The organism is Saccharothrix lopnurensis, from assembly GCF_042658445.1.
GTDB lineage: Bacteria > Actinomycetota > Actinomycetes > Mycobacteriales > Pseudonocardiaceae > Actinosynnema > Actinosynnema lopnurensis.
In genome coordinates this window covers 67040-87096 of the sequence record NZ_JBHSQO010000002.1, presented here as the reverse complement: position 1 = coordinate 87096, position 20057 = coordinate 67040, and the positions used below count along the sequence as shown (strand labels likewise).

The window sequence follows — 20057 nt, the reverse complement described above, 5'->3', positions numbered from 1 at the left end:
ACACGTTGTCGACCAGCCATCTTCTTGCGTCCGTGAACCCATGGGGCCGGTAGCTTTCGGTTCGTGAACATCGAGCTTGACCGCGTGGACTGGGCCCTGCTGGCAGCCCTCCAGGAGGACGCGCGACTGTCCTACAACGAGCTGGCCCGGCGCGTGCACGTCTCACCGCCCACGGTCGCGCAGCGCGTGCGGCGGCTGGAGAACGCGGGCGTCATCACCGGCTACCGGGCCGCGGTCGACCCGACGGCGGTCGGGCGCCCGGTGGTCGCCCTGGTGCGGATGAAGTGCTACGGGCCGCGGTGCATCACGGTGCACCCGGAGCTGCTGGACGACTGCCCCGAGGTGGTCGAGGTGGTGCGGCTGACCGGCGACATCTGCTCGGTGGTCAAGGTGGTGACCACCTCGGTCAGCGAGCTGGAGCGGTTGCTCGTGCGGCTGGGCGGCTACGGCGAGACGTCCAGCGCGATGGTGCTGTCGACGCCTATCCCGTGGCGCCCGGTGACAGCCGGCTGAGCGCCTGCCGGACGTGCCCCTGGGTGATCTCCAGCGCCTCGGCCGCCAGAGCCGCGGGCGCGCCGGACAGCAGGTGCACCAGGGCCACCTTCAGGTCGCCGCCCGCGTCGGTCAACGCGGTGGTGCACTCGTGCTCCGGCAGCCCGGTCGCCTCGCGCAGGATGCGCACGGTCCGGCCGCGCAGCTTGGCGTTGGTGGCGCGCATGGACACCATCAGGTTCGAGTAGGTGCGCCCCAGGCGGACCATCACCGCGGTGGAGAACGAGGTCAGCACCAGCTTCTGCGAGCTGCCCGCCTTCATCCGGGTGGAGCCCGCGATCGCCTCGGGACCGGTGTCGACCGCGATCAGCACGTCCACGTCGACCGGCGCGGGCGCGGACGGGTTGTTCGACACCAGCACCGTGCTGGCGCCCAGCAGCCGGGCCTCCGCCAGCGCCGCCAGCACGAACGGGGTGCGGCCGGACGCGGTCACGCCCAGCACCACGTCGCCGGGCGCGGCGTGCTGCCGGATCTCGGCCGCGCCGCTGGTCGCCTGGTCCTCCACGTCCTCCACGGCGTGCACCAGGGCTTCCCGCCCGCCCGCGTGGTGGGCGACGAACCAGTCCGGCGGCGAGTTGAACGTCGGCACCAGCTCGGCCGCGTCGAGGGTGGCGAGCCGGCCGGACGTGCCCGCGCCCACGTAGTGCACCCGCCCGCCCGCGCGCAGCGCGACCACGGCCAGGTCGGCGGCCCGCGCCAGCTCGGGCAGCACGGCCGCCACGGCGTCCGGGACCAGGTGGTCCTCGGTGTTGATCAGGCGCAGGACCTCCAGCGTGGAGAGCCGGTCGATGTCGCCGGTCCTGGGGTTGCGGGCCTCGGTCGGGGAGTCCACGCGGACCGCGACGTCGTGCCGGGGCGGCGTCATTTACCGGTCTCCCGCCGGCGCCTGCCGTCCGGCCGGGCGCCCAGGCGGTGCCCGGACACCGCGTGGTAGGTCGCCTCCAGGGCGGTCTTGGCGCTGTCCACGTGCAGCTGCGCGACGCCGATGAACAGGCAGTCGATCACGGTGAGCTGCGCGATCCGGCTGGCCATGGCGCCGGAGCGGAACGTGGTCTCGCGCGCGGCCGTGGTCAGCACGTGGTCGGAGACCTCGCTGATCGGCGAGCGCGGGAAGTTGGTCAGCGCCACGGTGGTCGCGCCGTGGTCGCGGGCGACCCGCAGGGCCTCCACGGTCTCCGAGGTGGAGCCGGTGTGCGAGATGCCCACCGCGACGTCGTCGCCGGTCAGCACGGCCGCGGAGGTGAGCGCGATGTGCGTGTCGTTCCAGGCGAAACAGGTTCGCCCGATCCGGTGAAGTTTCTGCTGGAGGTCGAAGGCGACGAACGCGCTGGCCCCGAAGCCGTACACGTCGACCCGCCGGGCGCCCGCGACCGCGTTGACGACCGCCTGGAGCGTCTCGACGTTCAGCTGCTCGGCGGTCTCCTCGACGGCCCGCGCGTCGGCGAACGCCACCTTGCCCACGACCTGCCGCAGGTCGTCGGCCGGCCCGATGTCACCGCCGAGGTCCCGGTCGGTGCGCGCGGCCGTGCGCGCGGTGTCGGCGGCCAGCGCGATGCGCAGCTCCGGGTAGCCCCCGACGCCGATGGCCTTGCAGAACCGGGTCACCGTGGTCTCGCTGGTGCCCGCGGCCTCGGCGACCTCGGTGATGCTGCGGTGGGCGACGGTCGCCGGGTTCTCCAGCACCACCTTGGCGACCCGCTGCTCCGCGCGGGCCAGGCCCGGCAGGAGGGAGCGGATGGTCACCAGGGGACTGGCCTCGGCGGTGTTCTCGGTGGACACGTGGGAAACTTACTAACCATTCAAGGAGCGGTCAACGGAGAGTGGGCCCATAACACCCCAAACCGTGACCTTGGGTGACTACCGGTCCGCGACTCGCCACCCAACGGAGTGAAGTCCGGCAGGTTCCCGCTCCGCGTCCAGCAACACACCGTGTTGGTCGGTGACGCGCACGGCGTCCACGTACACGCCGCGACCGCCGTAGCCCGTGCCCCGGGTATACCGCCAGCGGTAGTTCAGCGCCGCCTCGGTCACCACCTCGACCCGCTGCCACCGCCGCTGCCCGTAACCGGCCAACACCTGGACATCGCGCCAAGTGGCGCCGTCGTTAGTCGCCTCCACGACAACCCGGTCCCCGGGATCGAGGTCGACGAACGCGGAGAACGACAACCGCTGCTCACCGGCCTGCCGCGCGAGGTCGCGGGTGGCCAGCACGGCGCCGTCGGCCTCCGGCGTCCACGCGGTGCCGCGCCGCGGCGACACGGCCAGCGCCCGCGCCAGGCCGTCGGCCACCACGCGCCGGGCCGGGTTGATCGAGCCCCAGTCGCGGGTCGGGTGCACGCGGTTGGTCAGCAGGATCGCCATCGACCGGGACAGCGGGTCGAGCACCAGCGTGGTGCCGGTGAACCCGGTGTGCCCGGCGGCCCGCGGCGAGGTCAGCGCGCCCATGTACCAGCGCTGGTCCAACTCGAAGCCCAGGCCGTGGGAGTTGCCGGGGAAGCCCTGGTTGAAGTCGGTGAGCATCAGCTCGACGGTCTCCTCGCGCAGGATCCGCCTGCCCGCGTGGTGCCCGCCGTTGAGGATCGCCTGGCCGAGCACGGCCAGCTCGCGCGCCGTGGAGAACACGCCCGCGTGGCCCGCGACGCCGCCCAGCGACCACGCGTTCTCGTCGTGCACCACGCCCCTGACCACGCCCCGGCCGGCCTGGTGCTCGGTGGCGGCGATGCGGTCGAGCTTGCTCGCGGGAGGGTTGTAGCCGGTGTCCCGCAGGCCCAGCGGCGCGGTGATGCCCTCGCGGACCAGGTCGGCCAGCCCCCTGCCCGACCACTTCTCGGCCAGCAGGCCGAGCGTGATCAGGTTGAGGTCGGAGTAGACGTACCTCGTGCCGGGCGGGTTGACCGGCCTGGTGTCCATCACGGCCTTGAGCCGGGACGGCACGTCCGGGTACTGCGACCACAGCGGCAGCCACGCCACCAGGCCCGACGTGTGCGTGAGCAGCTGCCGGACGGTGACGGCCTCCTTGCCGTTGACGCCGAACTCCGGCAGGTGGCGGGCGACCGGGTCGTCCAGCTCGAACTTCCCCCGTTCGTGCTGGCGCATCACCACGATCGAGGTGAACAGCTTCGAGATCGACGCGAGGTCGAAGATCGTGTCGCGGGTCATCGGCACCCGCTGGTCCTCGGGCAGCTCGGTGGCGGCGTCGGCGTAGCGGACCGCCCAGCCCGTCGGCTCGTGGGTGACCACGGCGCCCTCGTGCGCGTACAGCGTGACCGCGCCCGAGAACAGCGGGTGGCCGCTCGCGTCGGCCCGCGTGTAGCGCTCCACCCGCGCCAACGCTTCGTCCAGGGGTGCCGGGTCGAGTCCCACGCGCTCCGGGGTACCCGATCGCAGCACGCTGTTCGACCACCCCTCGTGCGGTCGGTCGAACCGGGCCTCGCGACCCCCGGCGGCATGCGCGGGCACGCCGGTCAGCAGGGTGGTGGCGATCAGCAGGGCGGGGACGCGCATCGCTCCTCCATCTACCGGTAGCGCAGGTGGGGCCTTCGGGTGCGCTCGAACGCGGCCAGCTCGTCCTGCCAGGCCCCGACCACCTCGTCGGTGCCCGCGCCCGCGTCGACCATGCGGCGCAGCCGGTCGGAGCCGCTGAGCTTGTCGATCCAGTTGTCCGGCCGCCACCCGAACCGGTCGGGGTAGCGGGCCTTGGCCGCGACGATCATGGCCACGGCGGTGCGGGGCGCGTCGAACCGGCTCGGGTCGGTGAGGTGCAGGGCCACCCCGCCGCACAGCTGGTTGGCGAACTTGTGGAAGGTCGGCGTGAAGTACGCCTCGCGGAACCGGACGCCGGGCAGCCCCAGCGCGTTCAGGTCCTCGGCCCACCGCCAGTCCAGGCCCGGCGCGCCGATGGTCTCGAACGGGCGGGTGGTGCCGCGGCCCTCGGAGAACACCAGGCCCTCGAACAGGCACGTGCCTGGGTAGACCAGCGCCGTGTCCCGCGTGGGCACGTTCGGGCTCGGCGGGACCCACGGGAGGCCGGTGTCCAGGTCGTCGCGCCGCCAGCCCCGCACCTCCACGACGTCCAGGCGCTCCACGCGACCGCCGTCGTCGGGCAGGAACTCGGCGTTGAACAGCAGGGCCAGCTCGCCCACGGTCAGGCCGTGCTGCTGGACGACGGGCTTGCGGCCGACGCCCGTGGCGTGCGCGGGGTCGAGCTGGGGGCCGCGGGACGTGCCGCCGACCGGGTTGGGGCGGTCGAGCACGACGAACTCGGCGCCGATGGCCGCGGCGGCCTGCATGGCCGTGTACATGGACCAGATGTAGGTGTAGAAGCGCGCGCCCACGTCCGCGATGTCGAACACGACCGTGTCCACGCCCGCCTTGGTGAACATGCCGGCGAGCTTGGTGGCGTTCGCGCCGTACGCGTCGTAGACCGGGATGCCGGTGCGCGGGTCCCGGTAGTCGCCCTCCGAACCGCCCGCCTGGGCGGTGCCGCGGAAGCCGTGCTCCGGGCCGAACGCGGCGGCGGGCGGGCGACCGGCGGCGACCATGGAGTCGACGACGTGGGTGTGGTCGCGGAGCACGCCGGTCGGGTTGGTGACCACGCCGACCCGGCGGCCCGCGAACCGGTCCCAGCCCCGCGCGGCCAGCTGCTCCGCGCCGGTCTCGACCCGGCGCGGGCGGCTCGGCCCGCGGTGGTCCTCCGCGCCCGCCGGCGCGGGTGCGGACAGGGCGGGCACGGCGAGCGCGCCGGCCCCGGCGACGAGGAAGTGCCTGCGGTCCACCCGGACTCACCAACCCAGGCCGTGGCCGAAGGGGTACGGCCGCGGTCCCGGCACGGCCACCGGGAGCTTGCCGCTGGGTCGGACCTCGCCGGTGATCACACGGGCGAGTGAGGCCATCGCGACGGTCCCGGAGGCGTAGGTGGCCAGCCACGTCGGCGCGTCGGTGTGCGCCACGTCGTACGGGTTCTGCACGGCCACGGCGACCACGGGGGTGCCGGTGGCCAGGAGCGCGGTCAGCAGGGCCCGCTGCGCGGGTTGCCGGGACAGCGCGTTGGTGAGCACGACGACGAGGTCGGCGGCCCCCGCGGCGCGCACCGCGGTGGCCACCTGCGCTTCGGTCGGCGCGGTGCCGGTGGGCAGCGCGGTGCCGCCCAGGGTCGAGGCCAGGGTGCGGGTCGCCGTCTCGCCCCAGCCGGTGACCAGCGGCGCGGTCGGGCGGGTGGCCAGGGGCAGCACGCCGGCGTCGTTGCGCACGGCGGTCACCGTGCGGTCGGTGATCTCCCGCGCGGTGGCCAGGTGCGCGGCCGCGCCCACGGTCGAGTCGACCCGCGCGGGGCTGGTGGGCGGGCTGGTGAGCACGCCGCGCAGGAGCTTCATCCGCAGCACCCGCAGCACGCTGCGGTCGATGCGCTGCTCGGTCAGCTCGCCGGCGCGCACCGCCGCGACCACGCTGCCGATCGCCTCGCCCAGGTTCATCGGCATGAGCAGCTGGTCGACGCCCGCCTTCAGGGCCAGCACGGGGATCTCGGCGTCGGGGTGGAGCTGCCGGACGCCCGCCATGGCCAGGGAGTCGGTGATGACCACGCCGTCGTAGCCCAGGTCCTCGCGGAGCAGGTCGATGGCGGGCTTGGACAGCGTCGCGGGCTCGCCCGACGGGTCGATCCCGGGCACCCGGATGTGCGCGGTCATGATCGAGTCGACGCCCGCGGCGATGGCGGCCTCGAACGGCGGGGCGTCCAGGGCGCGCCACTGCTCCACGGTGCGGTCGACCACCGGCAGGCTGGTGTGGCTGTCCTCGGCGGTGTCGCCGTGGCCGGGGAAGTGCTTGGCGGTGGCGCTGACCGCGTGCGGGGACAGCGGGTGCTGCTGGTAGCCGCGCACCTGGGCGGCGGTCAGCTCGGCGGCGAGCGCCGGGTCCGAGGAGTACGAGCGCACGCCGATGACCGGGTTGGCCGGGTTGGAGTTGACGTCCGCGTCCGGTGCGAAGTTCTGGTTGACGCCCATCGCGCGCAGCTCGCGGGCGGTGGTGCGGGCGGCGCGCTCGGCGTCCCGCGCGCTGCGGCCCGCGCCGAGGGCCATGTTGCCGGGGAACTGGGTGGCGGGCGGGCCGATGCGGGTGACGAGGCCCATCTCCTGGTCGGTGGAGACGGCCAGCGGGATCCGGCTCGCCGCCTGGAGGCCGTTGGAGAGGGCGGCGATCTGGCGCGGGGTGTCGATGTTGTCGTAGCTGGAGTTGTTGAAGTAGACGACACCGCCCGGCTGGTGCCGCGCGACCACCTCGGCGGGGGTGGCCACGCCGAAGTCGCGCAGGTTGCCGGGGTGCGCCTCGTCGGCCGACTGGCCGTGCACGTAGGTGACGAACAGCTGGCCGACCTTCTGCTCCAGCGTCATGCCGCGGACCAGGGTGGTGACGGCGCGGACCTGGTCGGCGGCGCCGGGGTCGGCCGCGGGGGCGGCGCCGGCCGGGGCGGACGCGGCGGAGGCCGCGACCACGACGGCGGCGAAGAGCGGACGGAGCACTTCGACCTCCCCACTGGGAATCATCCACCACTAGTGGCGACAATCGGCAAGTTACCCACGTAGCTGGGGCGGGTCAACGGTGTCGTGCCGCGGGGGAATTGTCCTGGGGGGCACCGACAGGATCGCGTCGTGCGCGGCCACCCGATCGGGCGAAGTTGGCGGAATTCGGGGTCATCACGGCGGTTCGGGTCCACGACAGCGGCGCGCAAACAGACGGTGGGCCCCTCCGGGGAGGGGCCCACCGTCGCAGCGCGGGCTGTCGAGTTACCAAGCGTGCAACTCGTGTCGTACCGACCTGGCCTCGGCGTCCGGCGTCCCGGTACGCAGGCCCTAGACGACAAGCCTCCCGCGGCGTGCTGCGCGTGGGTGTCTCGAAGTCCGCGCACGGAGCTCTGCCGGGGAGGGCGAGGCTTCTCCTCCGCTTCGCCCCTGGCCGACCCGAGGTCCGCACTTCATTTGTAATCCGTGTTCGGCGTCACAGCAAGGGCTCGATGGGGTGCACCGTTCAAGCGACGTTCCGTAGCGGCTTCCCCGGTGGGGCAGGGGTTTCCGCTCACGCGCCCGGGTTCGGTACCGCTGTCCGGGGCATGGCCGGGTGAATCAGCTCCGGCGGCGCCTGCGCAGGCCGTACCAGGCCACGCCGGCCGCCGTCGCCGCGCCGAGGCCGAGGGCGGTCACCGCGACCGCCGTGCCCGAGGGGCGCGGGATGCGGGCCCGCAGCGAGACCGGGTCGGAGAAGGTGAGCACGGGCCACCCGCGCTGCGCCGCGACCTTGCGCAGCGCGCGGTCCGGGTTGACCGCGGTGGGGTGGCCGACCGCCTCCAGCAGCGGCAGGTCGCTGATCGAGTCCGAGTAGGCGTAGCAGCGGGACAGGTCGTAGTCGTGCTGGTCGGCCAGCTGCTTGATGGCGATGGCCTTGTTCTCGCCCGCGCAGTAGAAGCCGACCTCGCCCGAGTAGCGGCCCTCGGCGACGACCATCCGCGTGCCCACGCTCAGCGTCGCGCCGATCATCGTCGAGATGGGCGCGACCAGCTCCTCGCCCGAGGCCGACACCACGACGACGTCGTGGCCCTCCTCGCGGTGGTCGCCGATGAGCTGCGTGGCCTCCTTGTAGACCAGGGGGTCGACGATGTCGTGCAGCGTCTCCTCCACGATCGAGCGCACCTGCCCGACGTCCCAGCCCTCGCAGAGCGCGGTGATGTGCGAGCGCATCCGGTCCATCTGGTCGGCGTCGGCGCCGGCCAGCATGAAGACGAACTGCGCGTAGGCGCCCTTGAGCACCGCGCGCCGGTTGATGAGGCCCTCTTGGAAGAAGGGCCGGCTGAACGCCAACGTGCTCGACCTGGCGATGACCGTCTTGTCCAAGTCGAAGAACGCGGCGACTCGACTGCCCTCGTTGGCGCGATCGGTCACCGGCCAAGCTTAGGCGGGGGGAGGGTCCGGTCCGCCGGCACTTGTTCGGCGTTTTACGAACTGAATGTGCGGTCGGCCGAATTTTCGGCGTCCCTCGAACGGAAGACACGCAAGACCCCGCCCCAGGGGGATACAGTAGACGGGTCCGGTTCGACCGGACAGGTTCAGTCCGACCCCCCGGGACTGAACCATCGGCGACCCCCGTCCCTCCCCCCTGGCGGGGGTCGTCCCATGTCCGGGGTCGGTTTCCCGGCTCCACCGCGTGGACCGCCGAAGGCGTTCGCGGCCGGTTCCATCGTCTTCTGAACTTTTTTCGCGTCTGTGGGGCGGGTTAGCCCGATCGGGTGCATCTGGGCCTGATCCGGCCGACCTGTCCACAGGCCCCCGAGTTGTCCACAGCTTGATCTTGCCCCGTTGTGTCCTTCCTCACCGCCCGAGACCGTGGAACCCGAACATCCACGACTCGTGCTCGGGAGGGGCGATGAAGCGACCGGTGGCCTTGGTGGCCGACGCGGTGCTGGTCGACGAGGTGCTGCACGCGGCGGCGGTGGTCGGCTGCGAGCTGGAGCGGGTGGCCGACGCGGGCGAGCTGCGCGGCCGCTGGGCCGGCGCGCCCGCGGTGGTGCTGGACGAGGGCGCGGTGGTCGCGTGCGCGGCCGCCGAGCTGCCGCGCAGACCCGGGGTGCTCGTGGTGAGCACCGGTCCACCGGGCTCGGCCACGTGGCGGTGCGCCCTGGCCCTGGGCGCGGAGCAGGTGTTCGAGCTGCCCGGCGGCCTGGCCGGGCTGGGCGCGGCGCTGGCCGACGCGGTCGAGGGCTCGGCGGGCGGCGGCAGGGTGCTGGCGGTGGTGGGCGCGCGGGGCGGCGCGGGGGCCTCGGTGCTGGCGGTCGCGGTGGGCCAGGCCGTGCTGGCCGCCGGTGGCCGGGCGCTGCTCGTCGACTGCGACCCGCTCGGCGGCGGGCTGGACCTGCTGCTGGGCGCGGAGCGGCAGGAGGGCCTGCGCTGGTCCACGTTGCAGCTCAAGGAGGGGCGGGTGCCCGCGGCGGCGCTCCACTCGGCCCTGCCGGGACGCGAGCGCGGGAAGGGCAGGCTGTCCGTGCTGTCCTGCGGCAGGAGCGGCCCGGGGCCCGTGCCGGAGGCCGTGGTGGCGGTGGTCGAGGCGGGCAGGCGCGCCGGCGGGACGGTCGTGTGCGACGTGCCGCGGCAGCTCACCGGGGCCGCGTGCGCGGCCCTGGACCGGGCCGACCTGGTGGTGCTGGTGGTGCCCGCGGACGTGAAGGCGTGCATGGCCGCCAAGGGCCTGGTCGAGCAGGTGGCGGCGCGGGGCGTGCGGATGCGCGCGGTGGTGCGCGGCCCGGCGCCCGGCGGTCTGTCGACGGCCGAGGTGGCGGACGCGGTCGAGCTGCCGCTGCTCACCACCATGCGCTCCGAGCCGGGGCTGGCGGCCGCCCTGGACAACGGGCGCGTCCCGCGCACCGGCCGGGGACCGCTGGCCAAGGCGGCGCGTGAGGTTCTGGCGGTGCTCCATGCGCGCTGACCGCGAACCGACCGTGGTGCGGCACCCGCTGCACCGCCCACCCCCGGGGTTCCGCACCTGCCGCCCGCACGTGCCGCCGGACGAGCGGGGCGAGGCGTCGGGGCTGCCGTTCCCCGGGGCGCCGATCGAGGACCGCTTCGCGCGCCTCGTGCGGTCGGCGGGCGCCGTCCTGTCCGCACCGCTCGGCCCGGCTCACGTCGACGTCCCGGCTCGCGTCGACGTCCCGGCTCGCGTCGACGTCCCGGCTTGCGTCGACGTCCCGGCTTGCGTCGACGTCCCGGCTTGCGTCGACGTCCCGCGCGGTGACGCGGCCACCCCGTGGGCACCTCCCCGCCTCACGACCGGATTCCCGTCCGGCACCCCGGTCGCCCACCCCGTTCCCCCTGCCGGGCAGCGGGAACCCGACCACGAGGAGTCAGGCCATGGCTGACCTGGTCGAACGCGTTCGCCAACGCCTGGCCAACGGACCCGCCGACCTCACCCCCGCCTCCGTCGCGGCGGCGGTGCGCGGCGAGGCGGGCGGCGTGCTCGGTGACGAGGACGTCCGGCGCGCGCTCACCGTGCTGCGCCAGGAGTTCGTCGGCGCCGGTCCGCTCGAACCGCTCCTGCGCGACCCGGGCACCACCGACGTCCTGGTCACCGCGCCCGACCAGGTGTGGGTCGACGGTGCCCGGGGACTGCGCCGCACCGGGGTCGCGTTCCCCGACGAGCCCGCCGTCCGGCGGCTCGCCCAGCGGTTGGCGGTGGCGGCGGGCCGCCGGCTGGACGACGCCGCCCCGTACGTGGACGGCTGGCTGCCCGGCTCGGTCCGGCTGCACGCGGTGCTGCCGCCCCTCGCGCCGACGACCTGCCTGTCGCTGCGCGTCCTCCGACCGGCCGCGCACGACCTGGCCGCGCTGGAGGCGAGGGGCACGTTCAACGCCGAGATCGCCGCCCTGCTCCGGGCGATCGTGGTGAGCAGGCAGGCGTTCCTCGTGGTCGGCGGCACGGGCTCGGGCAAGACCACCCTGCTCGCCGCGCTCCTCGGCTGCGTGCCGCACCACGAACGAGTGGTCTGCGTCGAGGACGCGGGTGAGCTCCAACCCGGGCACCCGCAGTTCGTCCGCCTGCTGGCCAGGGGGCCGAACATCGAGGGCGCGGGCGAGGTGACGATGCGCGACCTGGTCCGCCAGGCACTGCGGATGCGCCCGGACCGGATCGTGGTGGGCGAGGTGCGCGGCCCCGAGGTGTGCGACCTCCTGTCCGCCCTCAACACCGGCCACGACGGCGGTGTCGGGCGCCACCGAAGACTTCAGTAGAGCACCACAACTTTTCAGTGGACGTTGCAGTGGGGCGGCCAAGATTTCAGTATCCGGCGAGTCGCAGCGAGCGGTTGACCTGGGTCGGGTATCTCTGCACCTGTGTTCGCTTGGCAGCGAGACCGGCTCCGACTTCTGGAGACCGCCGATCGCATAGAGACGACGAGGGCTGCCAGGGCGGCTCGGCGTGAGCATGAAAAGGCAGTGCGCGCTGCCATGCCCCTATGGGCTCGGGACGGGCGGCTGAGAACGGGTCGGCTGGCCTGCGTGCCGGTTCCGCACGGCGGTGAGGCGTTCACCTCCTGGGTTGCTCGTTCGGCGGATACGCACAAGATCACGATCGACCAGATGCTGGCATATCTAGGCTTGCCGTTCAGCCTGCCGGTGGTGCGCAACGGCGTGGAATTGACCGCCGAGCACTTGGAGTCGGTCACGGCCGCGACGGGCCTCGACGAGCAGCGGGTGCGGGCGATGCTCCTGACGGCCCAGGGAAGCGGAACCGGTCCCCGCTTATTGAGCTGGAATTGGAACCGGTCGCGTCACCGGACTCCGTGGCCGTTGCGGCCGACCGGATCGGCCGTGTGCCCTGAATGCGTCGCGCAGGAGCCGACGATCTGGAAGAGGGACTGGCGGTTCCTCACCGTCGTCGCGTGCCCCGAACATCGCCTTTACCTGCACAGTTGGTGTCCTGCTTGCCGAGCGCCCATTCAGATCGGTGGTCAATCGCGCTACCTGAGCACCTGTGGAGGGCCGTCGGCGGAGTTCATGCGGCGCCGGTCGCCCGACGGAAGATGGCATCGGCCGAACTCGCGGCCCAGGGGTCGTCGCGCGTCTGGTTGCGGTGCGCAGTGGGCCGAGTTGCCCCGCTACCCGGTCACCAGCGACCGGGTGCTCGCCTTGCAGGAGGTGCTGACCGGCCGGTTGGGGGCGGCAGACTTGTCGCCTGGGTACGGGCACGACCTGCACATGGCGCTGAGATTGGCGGTGCAGCTCGGTGTGGTGGACATGCTCGGACCGGATGTCGACCCGCCGGTGTGGTTGGCGTATTCGCTGTTCCAGCCAGTGAGGGACCAAGTCGCCCGGATGGCCGGCGTCGAGGCGGAGTTCCAGTATTCGAGCATGTACCGCCTTCAGCCTGGGCCGATGTTGATGGCGGCGGCGATGAGCATCCTGGACGCGTTGTGGGACGACGACAGCCAGCCGATCCAGGCTGCCCACTACATCGTCGAGTACTACACGAACAGGCTGGCCACGCCCGCGTTCCGGCTGCTGGAGCGAGCCTTGGTCGAAAACTACGTGTTCGGCAGGGCAGCCGTACAGGCGATACCCGGCCTGCGGGTCCTGGACATGGAACCGCAGGTGGGCTGGAGGGACGAGCTGCTGTTCGACGAGGACGAGGGTGTCGCCAGGCAGTTCGCTGACATCGAGCTGCTGGTGGCGTTGGGGGAATGGGCGATCGCGGTGACTTCTCCGGCGATCGTCCCGCCGTCCGTGTGGGAGAACTCGGACTCCGCGGATGGCACGGCACCGGCGGACGCCGGCACGACCGGACGGCCTGTGGTCCTTGCCGAAGATGACGGGACGCCGCAGGCCACCGAGACGGACCGGCTGCCGTGGGGATGGGTGGACCGGCCGCGGCAGCGTTGGGAACTGCGGCGGAGAAACCTCCTGACGAGGCCGGTGTCTACGACTTCGTTGAGCGGCCGGGCAACACCGTGGTGAGCGCCGTGCCGCTTGGTCACCGATGGGCGAGGACCGGATGCGGTGTTGCAGTTCGACCGACGAGTCGGCTATTCGCAGGCGCCGGGACCGTCCGCGCACGCGATCATCTCCGGCCACCTAGCCACATGCTGCTCGATGCCGTCGAGTTGACCGGCCAGTTGGGTCAGCCCCGCGGTGTCCAGCGAGAAGTTCCGCTCCGGGGGTGCTGCATGTTCGGGACAGGCCAGATCCCGGTCGCGGCCGGCCATGTCCACGTGGATTTCGAAGTCGCGCAAGTAGCCTCCAGCTTCGCTGGAGCGGGCGCACACGAGCACCACGGTTGGATGGATTCCATCAGGGTCTGCTGCGCCTCGCGGTGCGAAGTCGATTAGGGACTGCGGGAACTCGAACCACATCTGCGCCAGCACACCGTCTGGCGGCTCCTCAACCCACCCGCGGCCCAGCAGCATCGACCGCAGCGCCGCCACCGGGTCCGTCCCGTCGGCCAGCTCGATCGGCTTCGGCGGTCGCGGCGATGCCAGAAGATCGGTCCCGCGGTGGGCGCGTTGGTTCTGACTCGTTCGGCGCTGCTTCTTTAGCCTGCTTCCCTTGCCCATCGCGCAACGATGACCGGTATGGGGCCGCGCCGCGGTCCATCGACACGCCATGATCACCCGTTCAGGCGGCAGGTCCGTCCTCCGCGCGGTGACCGGACCTGGTTCCTCTGAGGTTTCCGGGCTCGGCGCGGAGCACGTCGACGCGACCGGTTCCCATGCCGGTCCCAGCCTTGGTGATCACATGGACAGTGTCACCAGTGGTGGCCGACACCGTCGTGGTGGGTACGGCCGTCGGTACAGGCTAGGCTTACGCGGTCGAGACCTTGAGGTTGCCGCCTTGGGGTTCTGGACGTTCACACGGTATGCGCATGCGGTCCGGCAGGGGATGCCTCTCCGGTCCGTTGCGGCTCGGCGGGCGACGCGTCCGTTGCCGGGTCGCATGCGACCCGGCCCGTTTATCTGAACGGGCCGACACCGTATGAACGGCGGAACGAACCCAGATGGTCACTTCTTCAGGTGACGACGACCGAGCAGTCCCTCCGGAGAAGCCGGACCGCAGTATGCGGTACGTCCTGGCGGTGACGCTGGGGACTGATCTCGTCGTGATCACGACGAGCAGCAGCCCGGCGCTCGCCGCAGTTACGACGGGGGCCGGGCTGCTCGGCTTGCTGGTCCGCTGCTGGGTGGAGCTGCGCAGGCGCAGCTAGGCCGCGGAACCGGTGCGCACGGCCGGGAAGGTGTCCATCCAGGTGTCCTACCACCTGGTAACGCGGAGCTTTCCCGGCCGTTGTGCTGTCCGACGTGCGAACCGGGACGGGACCATGATCCCCTCACGGTTCACTAGCCGGGATTCCGCCGGCTGTCGAACCCTGCCAAGACTAGCCGACTCAGTACGGTGCGACATACCCGAAGCACCGTGATCTGAGCATGTCGGCACCGCCGAGGCATGTCCGACAGCATGGCCCTATACCACTGCCTGGATACTGAAGTCAGGCTCTGACCAGCGGATATGCCTCGTCCGTCACTTGCCGGGCACCGCAGAAGCATGATCAAGGGATGGCAACGCTACGAAGGGGAGTGCCCGGACTGCCGGGCCGCCGGCATCTTCGGCTGACCCGTATCCCCCGATCGAACACATGTGCGGCTCCGGTGCGGCGTGTCGCCTGTCACCACGGGTGTCGGGGGCCATGCTGACCGCCACATCGAGAAGGCCGAGGAGGCGCGAGCGGTGAGCACGGTGTACCGGAACCGCGTGCCCGAGCATTTGCAAACGACGGACCAGCTGCGGCGATCGGGTTTGCGACCCGGCGACCCGGCTGTCGCAGGCGGTTGGCTGGAGAGGGTGTTCGAGGGCGACGTGTGGCGCACCGCGCTCTACGACGTGCGATCGGCCCGCCCCCTATCACCGCCGACGCCCGCTCCGAGGTGGGACTCGCTCCCGGTGCACGGTTTCACGCCGAACACCCCACCGGAGGCCGGGGAGGACGAGGCGACCTGGGCACGACGTGTGCTCCGCGACCCGTCGGCGGTCATCCTGGACACCGAGACCACCGACTACCACGGCAGAGTGATCGAGATCGCTGTGCTGGCCACCGACGGAACCGTGCTGCTGGACACCCTGGTCGACCCCGAAGGCGCGGTGATCAACCCCAAGGCCCAGCAGACCCACGGCATCACCGCGGCCATGCTCGTCGGCGCACCGACGATGGCACAGCTGTGGCCGCGCCTGGACGAACTGCTGCGGGACCGGCCGGTGATCGCGTGGAACGCGCCGTTTGACCAAGGGCGCCTCCGAGCCGAGCACCAGCAGGTCATGGGCGGCACCGCGCAACCGGCATGGTTGGCAGGGGCGTGGGAGTGCGCGATGCGCCGCCACGCGGCCTGGGCCGGCGACCGGAACAGCCGGGGTACCGGATTCCGCAACCACAAGCTGGAGGGCGGGCACCGGGCCGCGGGAGACTGCCGGGCCGCACTCGACCGGCTGCGGTCGATGGCAAACTCCCTTCCCGCACCGCCGAGCACCGCTGTCGGTCAGGCCGGTACCGGCCCGGACGCACACGCCATGCGCGAAGCATGGCCACGAGTGCTGGAACAGATTAGGAGGCACAGCCGGTCCGCTGAGGCCATGCTGACCAACGTCGTACCGGACCTGGTCGAAGACCGCACGCTCATCGTGCGGCACCAATCCGCCCCGATCGCCCGTCGACTGGCCGAGGAACGCAACCTGGGACTGCTGCGCGATGCTGTGGCGGCCGTGACGGGGCCGGGCTGGAACGTGCACGTGGAGGCGTCGGGGATGCAGCCCTCGACGTCGAAGCCGGTCCGGCATCGTGCACGGCCGTCGTTGCCGGCTCCGCACCGTCCGCGCCCCGCGGTCCCCATCGACTACGACCTCGTCGATCCGGACGGAGCGGATGCACACGGTGGCAAGCCGTACCACGACTGGCAGGACTGCCCCGGAGGAATGAACCTGGAGAGCTGGATCTGCATCGACCCCAGCGCGCTGTGCCCTGCGGTAGTGGAGCCCCAGCACTCCGACTCGGCCAACGCGCGGGCCATGGCCTTCTACGACGTCAACCACACCGCCCACTGCGCCCCCGACGCCATGTGCCGGGCCATCCTGCGGCTGGCCGAGGAAGGACGTTTCGAGGAGGCGGAGAACTTGGCCGAGGACCACGTCCTCGGTGCGTGAGACGCGATCTCTCGCAACGTCCTGGACCCGGCCATCGAGGCGGAGGACGACGACTCCTCCACACCCATCGGGTCGCAGGCCCACCGCGACGTGCCACCGCTCACGACGAACGGACCAGGCAGCTGAACGGTGCAGCCCTGCCGAACTGGCCGGCTGGCGACCCGGGACGACACGGGCGCGCGGTCACGACCTACGGTGACCGGTCGACACGCCAGTCCGGGGTCGCAGTCCATTGACGCCTTACCGTGTATCTCTTCACCTGTGTTTGCTTGGCAGCAGGCCCGGGTTCGGCTTCTGGAGACCGCCAACCGGATGGAGGTGGCCAGGGCGGCTCAGCGTGAGCAGGAGGAGTTGCGCGCCGCCAGGCTCCGGTGGGCTCGCGAAAAGGGGCTGAAGTCCCGTCGGCTGGCCTGCGTCCCGACTCCGCAATGCGGTGAGGCGTTCGCCTCGTGGGTCGCTCGCTCGGCGGATACACCCAAGGTCACGATCGACCAGATGCTGGGGTATCTGGAGTTGTCGACCAATGTGTCGGTGGTACGCAACGGCGTGGAGTTGACTGCTGAGCGCTTGGAGTCGGTGACGGCCGCGAGCGGGTTGGCCGAAGGCCAGGCGGACGTAGGCCCCGAGAGCCTGCAGATCGGTGATGTCGCGCAGCGGAGTCCGGTCGGGCCGCCCGCCCAGGGCGAGCTGTTCAGCGGAACGCCCTACTGGCACTGTCGGCGGATTACCGAGCCGAGGACATCGCCGCCCCGCCGCGCGTGCAGCCCTACGGATGGCAGTTGAGACCGAGTTGGGCAGCCTGAGCGCTTGTCGGTGTGGTGGCCGCAGACACCGCCACACCGACCCTCGCCTCACGGCTTCCCCAAGTGCCTGCCAGCCGCGATTGTCTCCATGGCTAACCTTCCTCATGTGGCAGACGACGAGCGAGAGACCCCGCAGGAGATCGAAAAGGCCCCCGAGGGCGCCAGAGTTGCTCAGTTGACACCAGAGCAACAGGAAGAACTTCGCAAAAGCCTGGCGCAGGTCCAGCAGTTCCTAAGTCGAACGGCCGCCTCACTGTCCGTCAACAGTGAGGCCCTGGTGGCGGTCGCCAGGGCGCAACAGGTAGTCGCTGAAAGCGTCGCCGCACCTCTCCTCAGTGCACAGAGTGCAATGCAGAAGCAACTCTCCACCATTATCAACAGCGACCTTTTCAAGACCAGGGCGCTCCTGCAGGCGAACCTCAACGGCATCGCCGAACAGTTGATCAAAAACGTTGACTTCCGCATCGGCGGCATGGCAACCGGGGCCCTGTCGAATTTCGCCGGACAATACGCCGACTTTCTGGCGAATGTACAAGCATCGCTTGTCAAGGTAGAGTTTTCCTTCTACCCCCCGAACCTGCGGGAAATCAAGAACCTTAAGTTCGAGCAAGTTGAAAGCGTCGTCATGGTTGACGGCATCCCGCTCTACGGCATCCCGCGCGCTTCCACTGCCGAGGAACTGATTATCGCCGACAGTGCGAGCAAGCGCAGAATGCTCCTTGAGCAGCACTGGAAGAGCATCTCGGAAGACTGTCGCGAACTGGTCGCCGCCTGTACGGCAGAATTCACCGCGCCGTATGTGCCGTTTGTGGTTGCCGCCCTCGACGCCCTCGACGCGGGCCATGCCGAGGCTGCGCAGGCGCTGGCGAGTTCCCTCATCGACGCCCTCGTTGGTGTCCGCTTCGGAGACGATCGCAAAAACTACACCCCCGATCGAAGCGGGAAACGCACCACAGAAGCCTACGACGACCTCGAAATTCACGAGTTCATCGCATTCGCCCCTCTGTGGCAGGCGTACCAGCAGTTCTTCGTAGAGAAAGGCGACGCCGTGCCGGAGACCTACAGTCGCCACGCAACGGCACATACCGTCAGTCCTCGTCAGTACAATAGGTGCAACGCCATGCAGGCGCTGATGTTCGCCTGCTCTATGCTGTCTTACCTGGATTTCGAGAGGTCGCAAATTCGGGCAGCCTAAAGCCGATTTGTCCGGAGAGGTGCGTGAGCTCAAAGATCGGCGTCAGAGTGAACGAGAATAAACAGGGCGAAGGAAGTCGAGACGACAGTCGGCCGGTGGCCGACGATTTGGAATCATTTAGCGACAGGGCTTTTTCGGCGGTGCCGGAGCTTGGTTCGGGGCGGCGCTGGCAGGACGCGCTGTACAATGTTCTTTCCTGGATCGACAGTTCATGGCGCGCAAAGCTAGTTCCGCACCGGGGGCGACGATGGATCAATCGTCGCATGGTGTCGTTGATGACTTTTCGCCAGGCGGAAGTGTACAGGGCGTGGAGTCTGGACGACCCTAGGCAGAACCTGATTGTGGCCGATGACGAGCATGTCCATATTCCGGCGCTGTGGTTGGTGGAGTTCTTCCCGCCAAGTCAGTTTGAAAACCTCGCCTCCGCGTTGAAGCGTAAGTCGTGGGGAGAGGATCACGCATGGACGGGCAGCGGGCCTACGGGCAGGGAAATTCTTGAGCAATCCCGTACGGGGAAGGGTTGGTCGTGGTGGAGACTCGCGGATGTGATCGACCCGGACTCGGATAGATGGTCGCCGGACAGCCTGCGCGAGAAGCTTCCCGACCAATTTGACCAAGTGAGTCTGATCGCTATCCAGATCGGAGCGGGTCTCACTGCCGTACTGGCCAGGTTCGACATAAACAAGGAGTCCGCGAAAGCGGTGGACGATATATGGCACGAAACGCATGAGCCGGAGGTCGTGCGAAACTTCGGCCGACCGATGGCCCAGGGTCGAATGTGGACGAAGTTCCGAAAAACCCAACAGGCGAGGAGGTCAATCCACGACGCGGCTCGTAGATGGCTGGCGGACTCGTGTCCAGGATTTTTCGCCGCACACTCCAGGCTGCATCCTCTAGTCGATCTCATACTGACGGAACAGGGCGATCCGTTCGCGGATTCCGACTCTGAAGCTGCGCAGCGGGAATCCATGCGGGCGCTCGGATTGACCGATTACTCCATTCGTTCTCGGACTTCGGAGGATCTGCCGGGACTGGTGGTCGAGCCTGCAAGCAAGACTCTCACACCTACTATAGGTGGTGCGGAAACGTGGGCGATCTGGGGAAACAGGAACACCGTGGAGGAGCGAATGGAAAATCTCGCTGCTTACGGAGGCGGTAGGATCGACGGTATCGTTCACGTCACCCAAGAGCACGCTCGGAACTTTTTCGTGTTGCTGGCAGTGTCGCGTATGACCATGCATATGGACGAAGACTATGCAAGGCTTCGGGATGAAGCGCAGACCCGGCACGGCCGCTTTAAGGGAAAAGGGCTGAAACTGCTTCGGGCGTCATTTCTCACACTCAGCCTGGACTTGACGAGCGTCGCTCGCGATCTGCAACGGTTCCATGGTCGGAAGTGGCGCGACACAGGAGATGCGCAGTTCATGGTGGGCTGGTTCCCGCAGAGCGCTGACGCTTATGCCGCCCAGGGGGGCAAAGTGCCCGAGCCGACCAGTATGAATAAGGAACTGGAGCAACGCCAGTCCGAGTGGTTCGAAGATCTGATTGCTGCGGACAGGGACTACCGGGAGATTCTTTCCACCGTGGCGGCGCTTGGTGCGTCCAATGACTCTCTTAAGATTAGTCGTGTCGCGCTCTGGCTTGCATTCGTTTCCCTTATGATTGCGATGGTCACTCTTCTGGTCGCCGAAGTCAAGCCGCAGAATCTGCTGTCATTTATAGTCGAATGGGTGGCGTCGCGGTTGCGTTAGCTTGGAAAGGTTAAGAATCCCATACGAGGGTGCGCGAACCGGT

16 protein-coding genes and 1 pseudogene are annotated in these 20057 nt (G+C 70.0%); 10 read left to right on the top strand and 7 right to left on the bottom strand.

Going from position 1 to position 20057, the window contains the following annotated elements:
- Positions 1 to 63: 63 nt before the first annotated feature.
- The gene (locus ACFP3R_RS02430; protein ID WP_380632262.1) at positions 64 to 513 is read left to right on the top strand and encodes an Lrp/AsnC family transcriptional regulator; all 450 of its coding nucleotides are present in this window, start codon (positions 64 to 66) and stop codon (positions 511 to 513) included.
- On the opposite strand, the gene ACFP3R_RS02425 is transcribed toward ACFP3R_RS02430, so the two are convergent.
- The 6 genes from ACFP3R_RS02425 to ACFP3R_RS02400 form a co-directional block, all read right to left on the bottom strand.
- A complete protein-coding gene (locus ACFP3R_RS02425; RefSeq protein WP_380632260.1) occupies positions 482 to 1417 on the bottom strand; it encodes an N-acetylmuramic acid 6-phosphate etherase in 936 nt (311 codons plus the stop codon). The genes ACFP3R_RS02430 and ACFP3R_RS02425 overlap by 32 nt on opposite strands.
- The gene (locus ACFP3R_RS02420; RefSeq protein WP_380632258.1) at positions 1414 to 2331 is read right to left on the bottom strand and encodes a MurR/RpiR family transcriptional regulator; all 918 of its coding nucleotides are present in this window, start codon (positions 2329 to 2331) and stop codon (positions 1414 to 1416) included. The genes ACFP3R_RS02425 and ACFP3R_RS02420 overlap by 4 nt, the downstream gene beginning before the upstream one ends.
- A 78-nt stretch (positions 2332 to 2409) precedes the next feature.
- Positions 2410 to 4056 carry a serine hydrolase domain-containing protein gene (locus ACFP3R_RS02415; protein ID WP_380632256.1) on the bottom strand — a complete coding sequence of 549 codons (1647 nt, stop codon included), beginning with the start codon at positions 4054 to 4056 and terminating at the stop codon, positions 2410 to 2412.
- Between the two features lie 11 nt (positions 4057 to 4067).
- Positions 4068 to 5327, bottom strand: coding sequence for an exo-beta-N-acetylmuramidase NamZ family protein (locus ACFP3R_RS02410; protein ID WP_380632254.1), 1260 nt, complete (start codon positions 5325 to 5327; stop codon positions 4068 to 4070).
- Positions 5328 to 5333: 6 nt separating this feature from the next.
- Positions 5334 to 7091 carry a glycoside hydrolase family 3 protein gene (locus ACFP3R_RS02405; protein WP_380632252.1) on the bottom strand — a complete coding sequence of 586 codons (1758 nt, stop codon included), beginning with the start codon at positions 7089 to 7091 and terminating at the stop codon, positions 5334 to 5336.
- Positions 7092 to 7667: 576 nt separating this feature from the next.
- Positions 7668 to 8480, bottom strand: coding sequence for an HAD family hydrolase (locus ACFP3R_RS02400; protein WP_380632251.1), 813 nt, complete (start codon positions 8478 to 8480; stop codon positions 7668 to 7670).
- Between the two features lie 481 nt (positions 8481 to 8961).
- On the opposite strand from ACFP3R_RS02400, the gene ssd reads away from it, so the two are divergent.
- From ssd to ACFP3R_RS02380, 4 genes and pseudogenes are all read left to right on the top strand, one after another.
- Entirely contained in the window at positions 8962 to 10017 is a 1056-nt protein-coding gene (gene ssd, locus ACFP3R_RS02395) for a septum site-determining protein Ssd (protein WP_380632250.1), read from the top strand.
- Positions 10007 to 10447: a hypothetical protein gene (locus ACFP3R_RS02390; RefSeq protein ID WP_380632248.1), complete on the top strand. Its 441-nt coding sequence runs from the start codon at positions 10007 to 10009 to the stop codon at positions 10445 to 10447. The genes ssd and ACFP3R_RS02390 overlap by 11 nt, the downstream gene beginning before the upstream one ends.
- A pseudogene (locus ACFP3R_RS02385) lies at positions 10440 to 11294 on the top strand (TadA family conjugal transfer-associated ATPase); the annotation flags it as partial. The gene ACFP3R_RS02390 and the pseudogene ACFP3R_RS02385, both read left to right, overlap by 8 nt.
- Before the next feature lie 288 nt (positions 11295 to 11582).
- A complete protein-coding gene (locus ACFP3R_RS02380) occupies positions 11583 to 13037 on the top strand; it encodes a TniQ family protein (RefSeq protein WP_380632246.1) in 1455 nt (484 codons plus the stop codon).
- 68 nt (positions 13038 to 13105) lie between these two features.
- Here the strand turns inward: ACFP3R_RS02380 and ACFP3R_RS02375 are convergent, their stop codons facing one another.
- The gene (locus ACFP3R_RS02375) at positions 13106 to 13633 is read right to left on the bottom strand and encodes a hypothetical protein (protein ID WP_380632245.1); all 528 of its coding nucleotides are present in this window, start codon (positions 13631 to 13633) and stop codon (positions 13106 to 13108) included.
- Positions 13634 to 14133: 500 nt separating this feature from the next.
- Between ACFP3R_RS02375 and ACFP3R_RS02370 the strand changes: the two genes are divergently transcribed.
- The 5 genes from ACFP3R_RS02370 (at position 14134) to ACFP3R_RS02350 (ending at position 20014) form a co-directional block, all read left to right on the top strand.
- A complete protein-coding gene (locus tag ACFP3R_RS02370) occupies positions 14134 to 14280 on the top strand; it encodes a hypothetical protein (RefSeq protein WP_380632243.1) in 147 nt (48 codons plus the stop codon).
- 521 nt (positions 14281 to 14801) lie between these two features.
- On the top strand, positions 14802 to 16265 hold the full coding sequence (locus ACFP3R_RS02365; protein ID WP_380632241.1) for an exonuclease domain-containing protein: 1464 nt from the start codon (positions 14802 to 14804) through the stop codon (positions 16263 to 16265).
- Positions 16266 to 16526: 261 nt separating this feature from the next.
- Entirely contained in the window at positions 16527 to 17048 is a 522-nt protein-coding gene (locus tag ACFP3R_RS02360) for a hypothetical protein (RefSeq protein WP_380632240.1), read from the top strand.
- Positions 17049 to 17174: 126 nt separating this feature from the next.
- On the top strand, positions 17175 to 18263 hold the full coding sequence (locus ACFP3R_RS02355; RefSeq protein WP_380632238.1) for a hypothetical protein: 1089 nt from the start codon (positions 17175 to 17177) through the stop codon (positions 18261 to 18263).
- A gap of 23 nt (positions 18264 to 18286) precedes the next feature.
- On the top strand, positions 18287 to 20014 hold the full coding sequence (locus ACFP3R_RS02350; RefSeq protein WP_380632237.1) for a hypothetical protein: 1728 nt from the start codon (positions 18287 to 18289) through the stop codon (positions 20012 to 20014).
- Positions 20015 to 20057 lie beyond the last annotated feature (43 nt).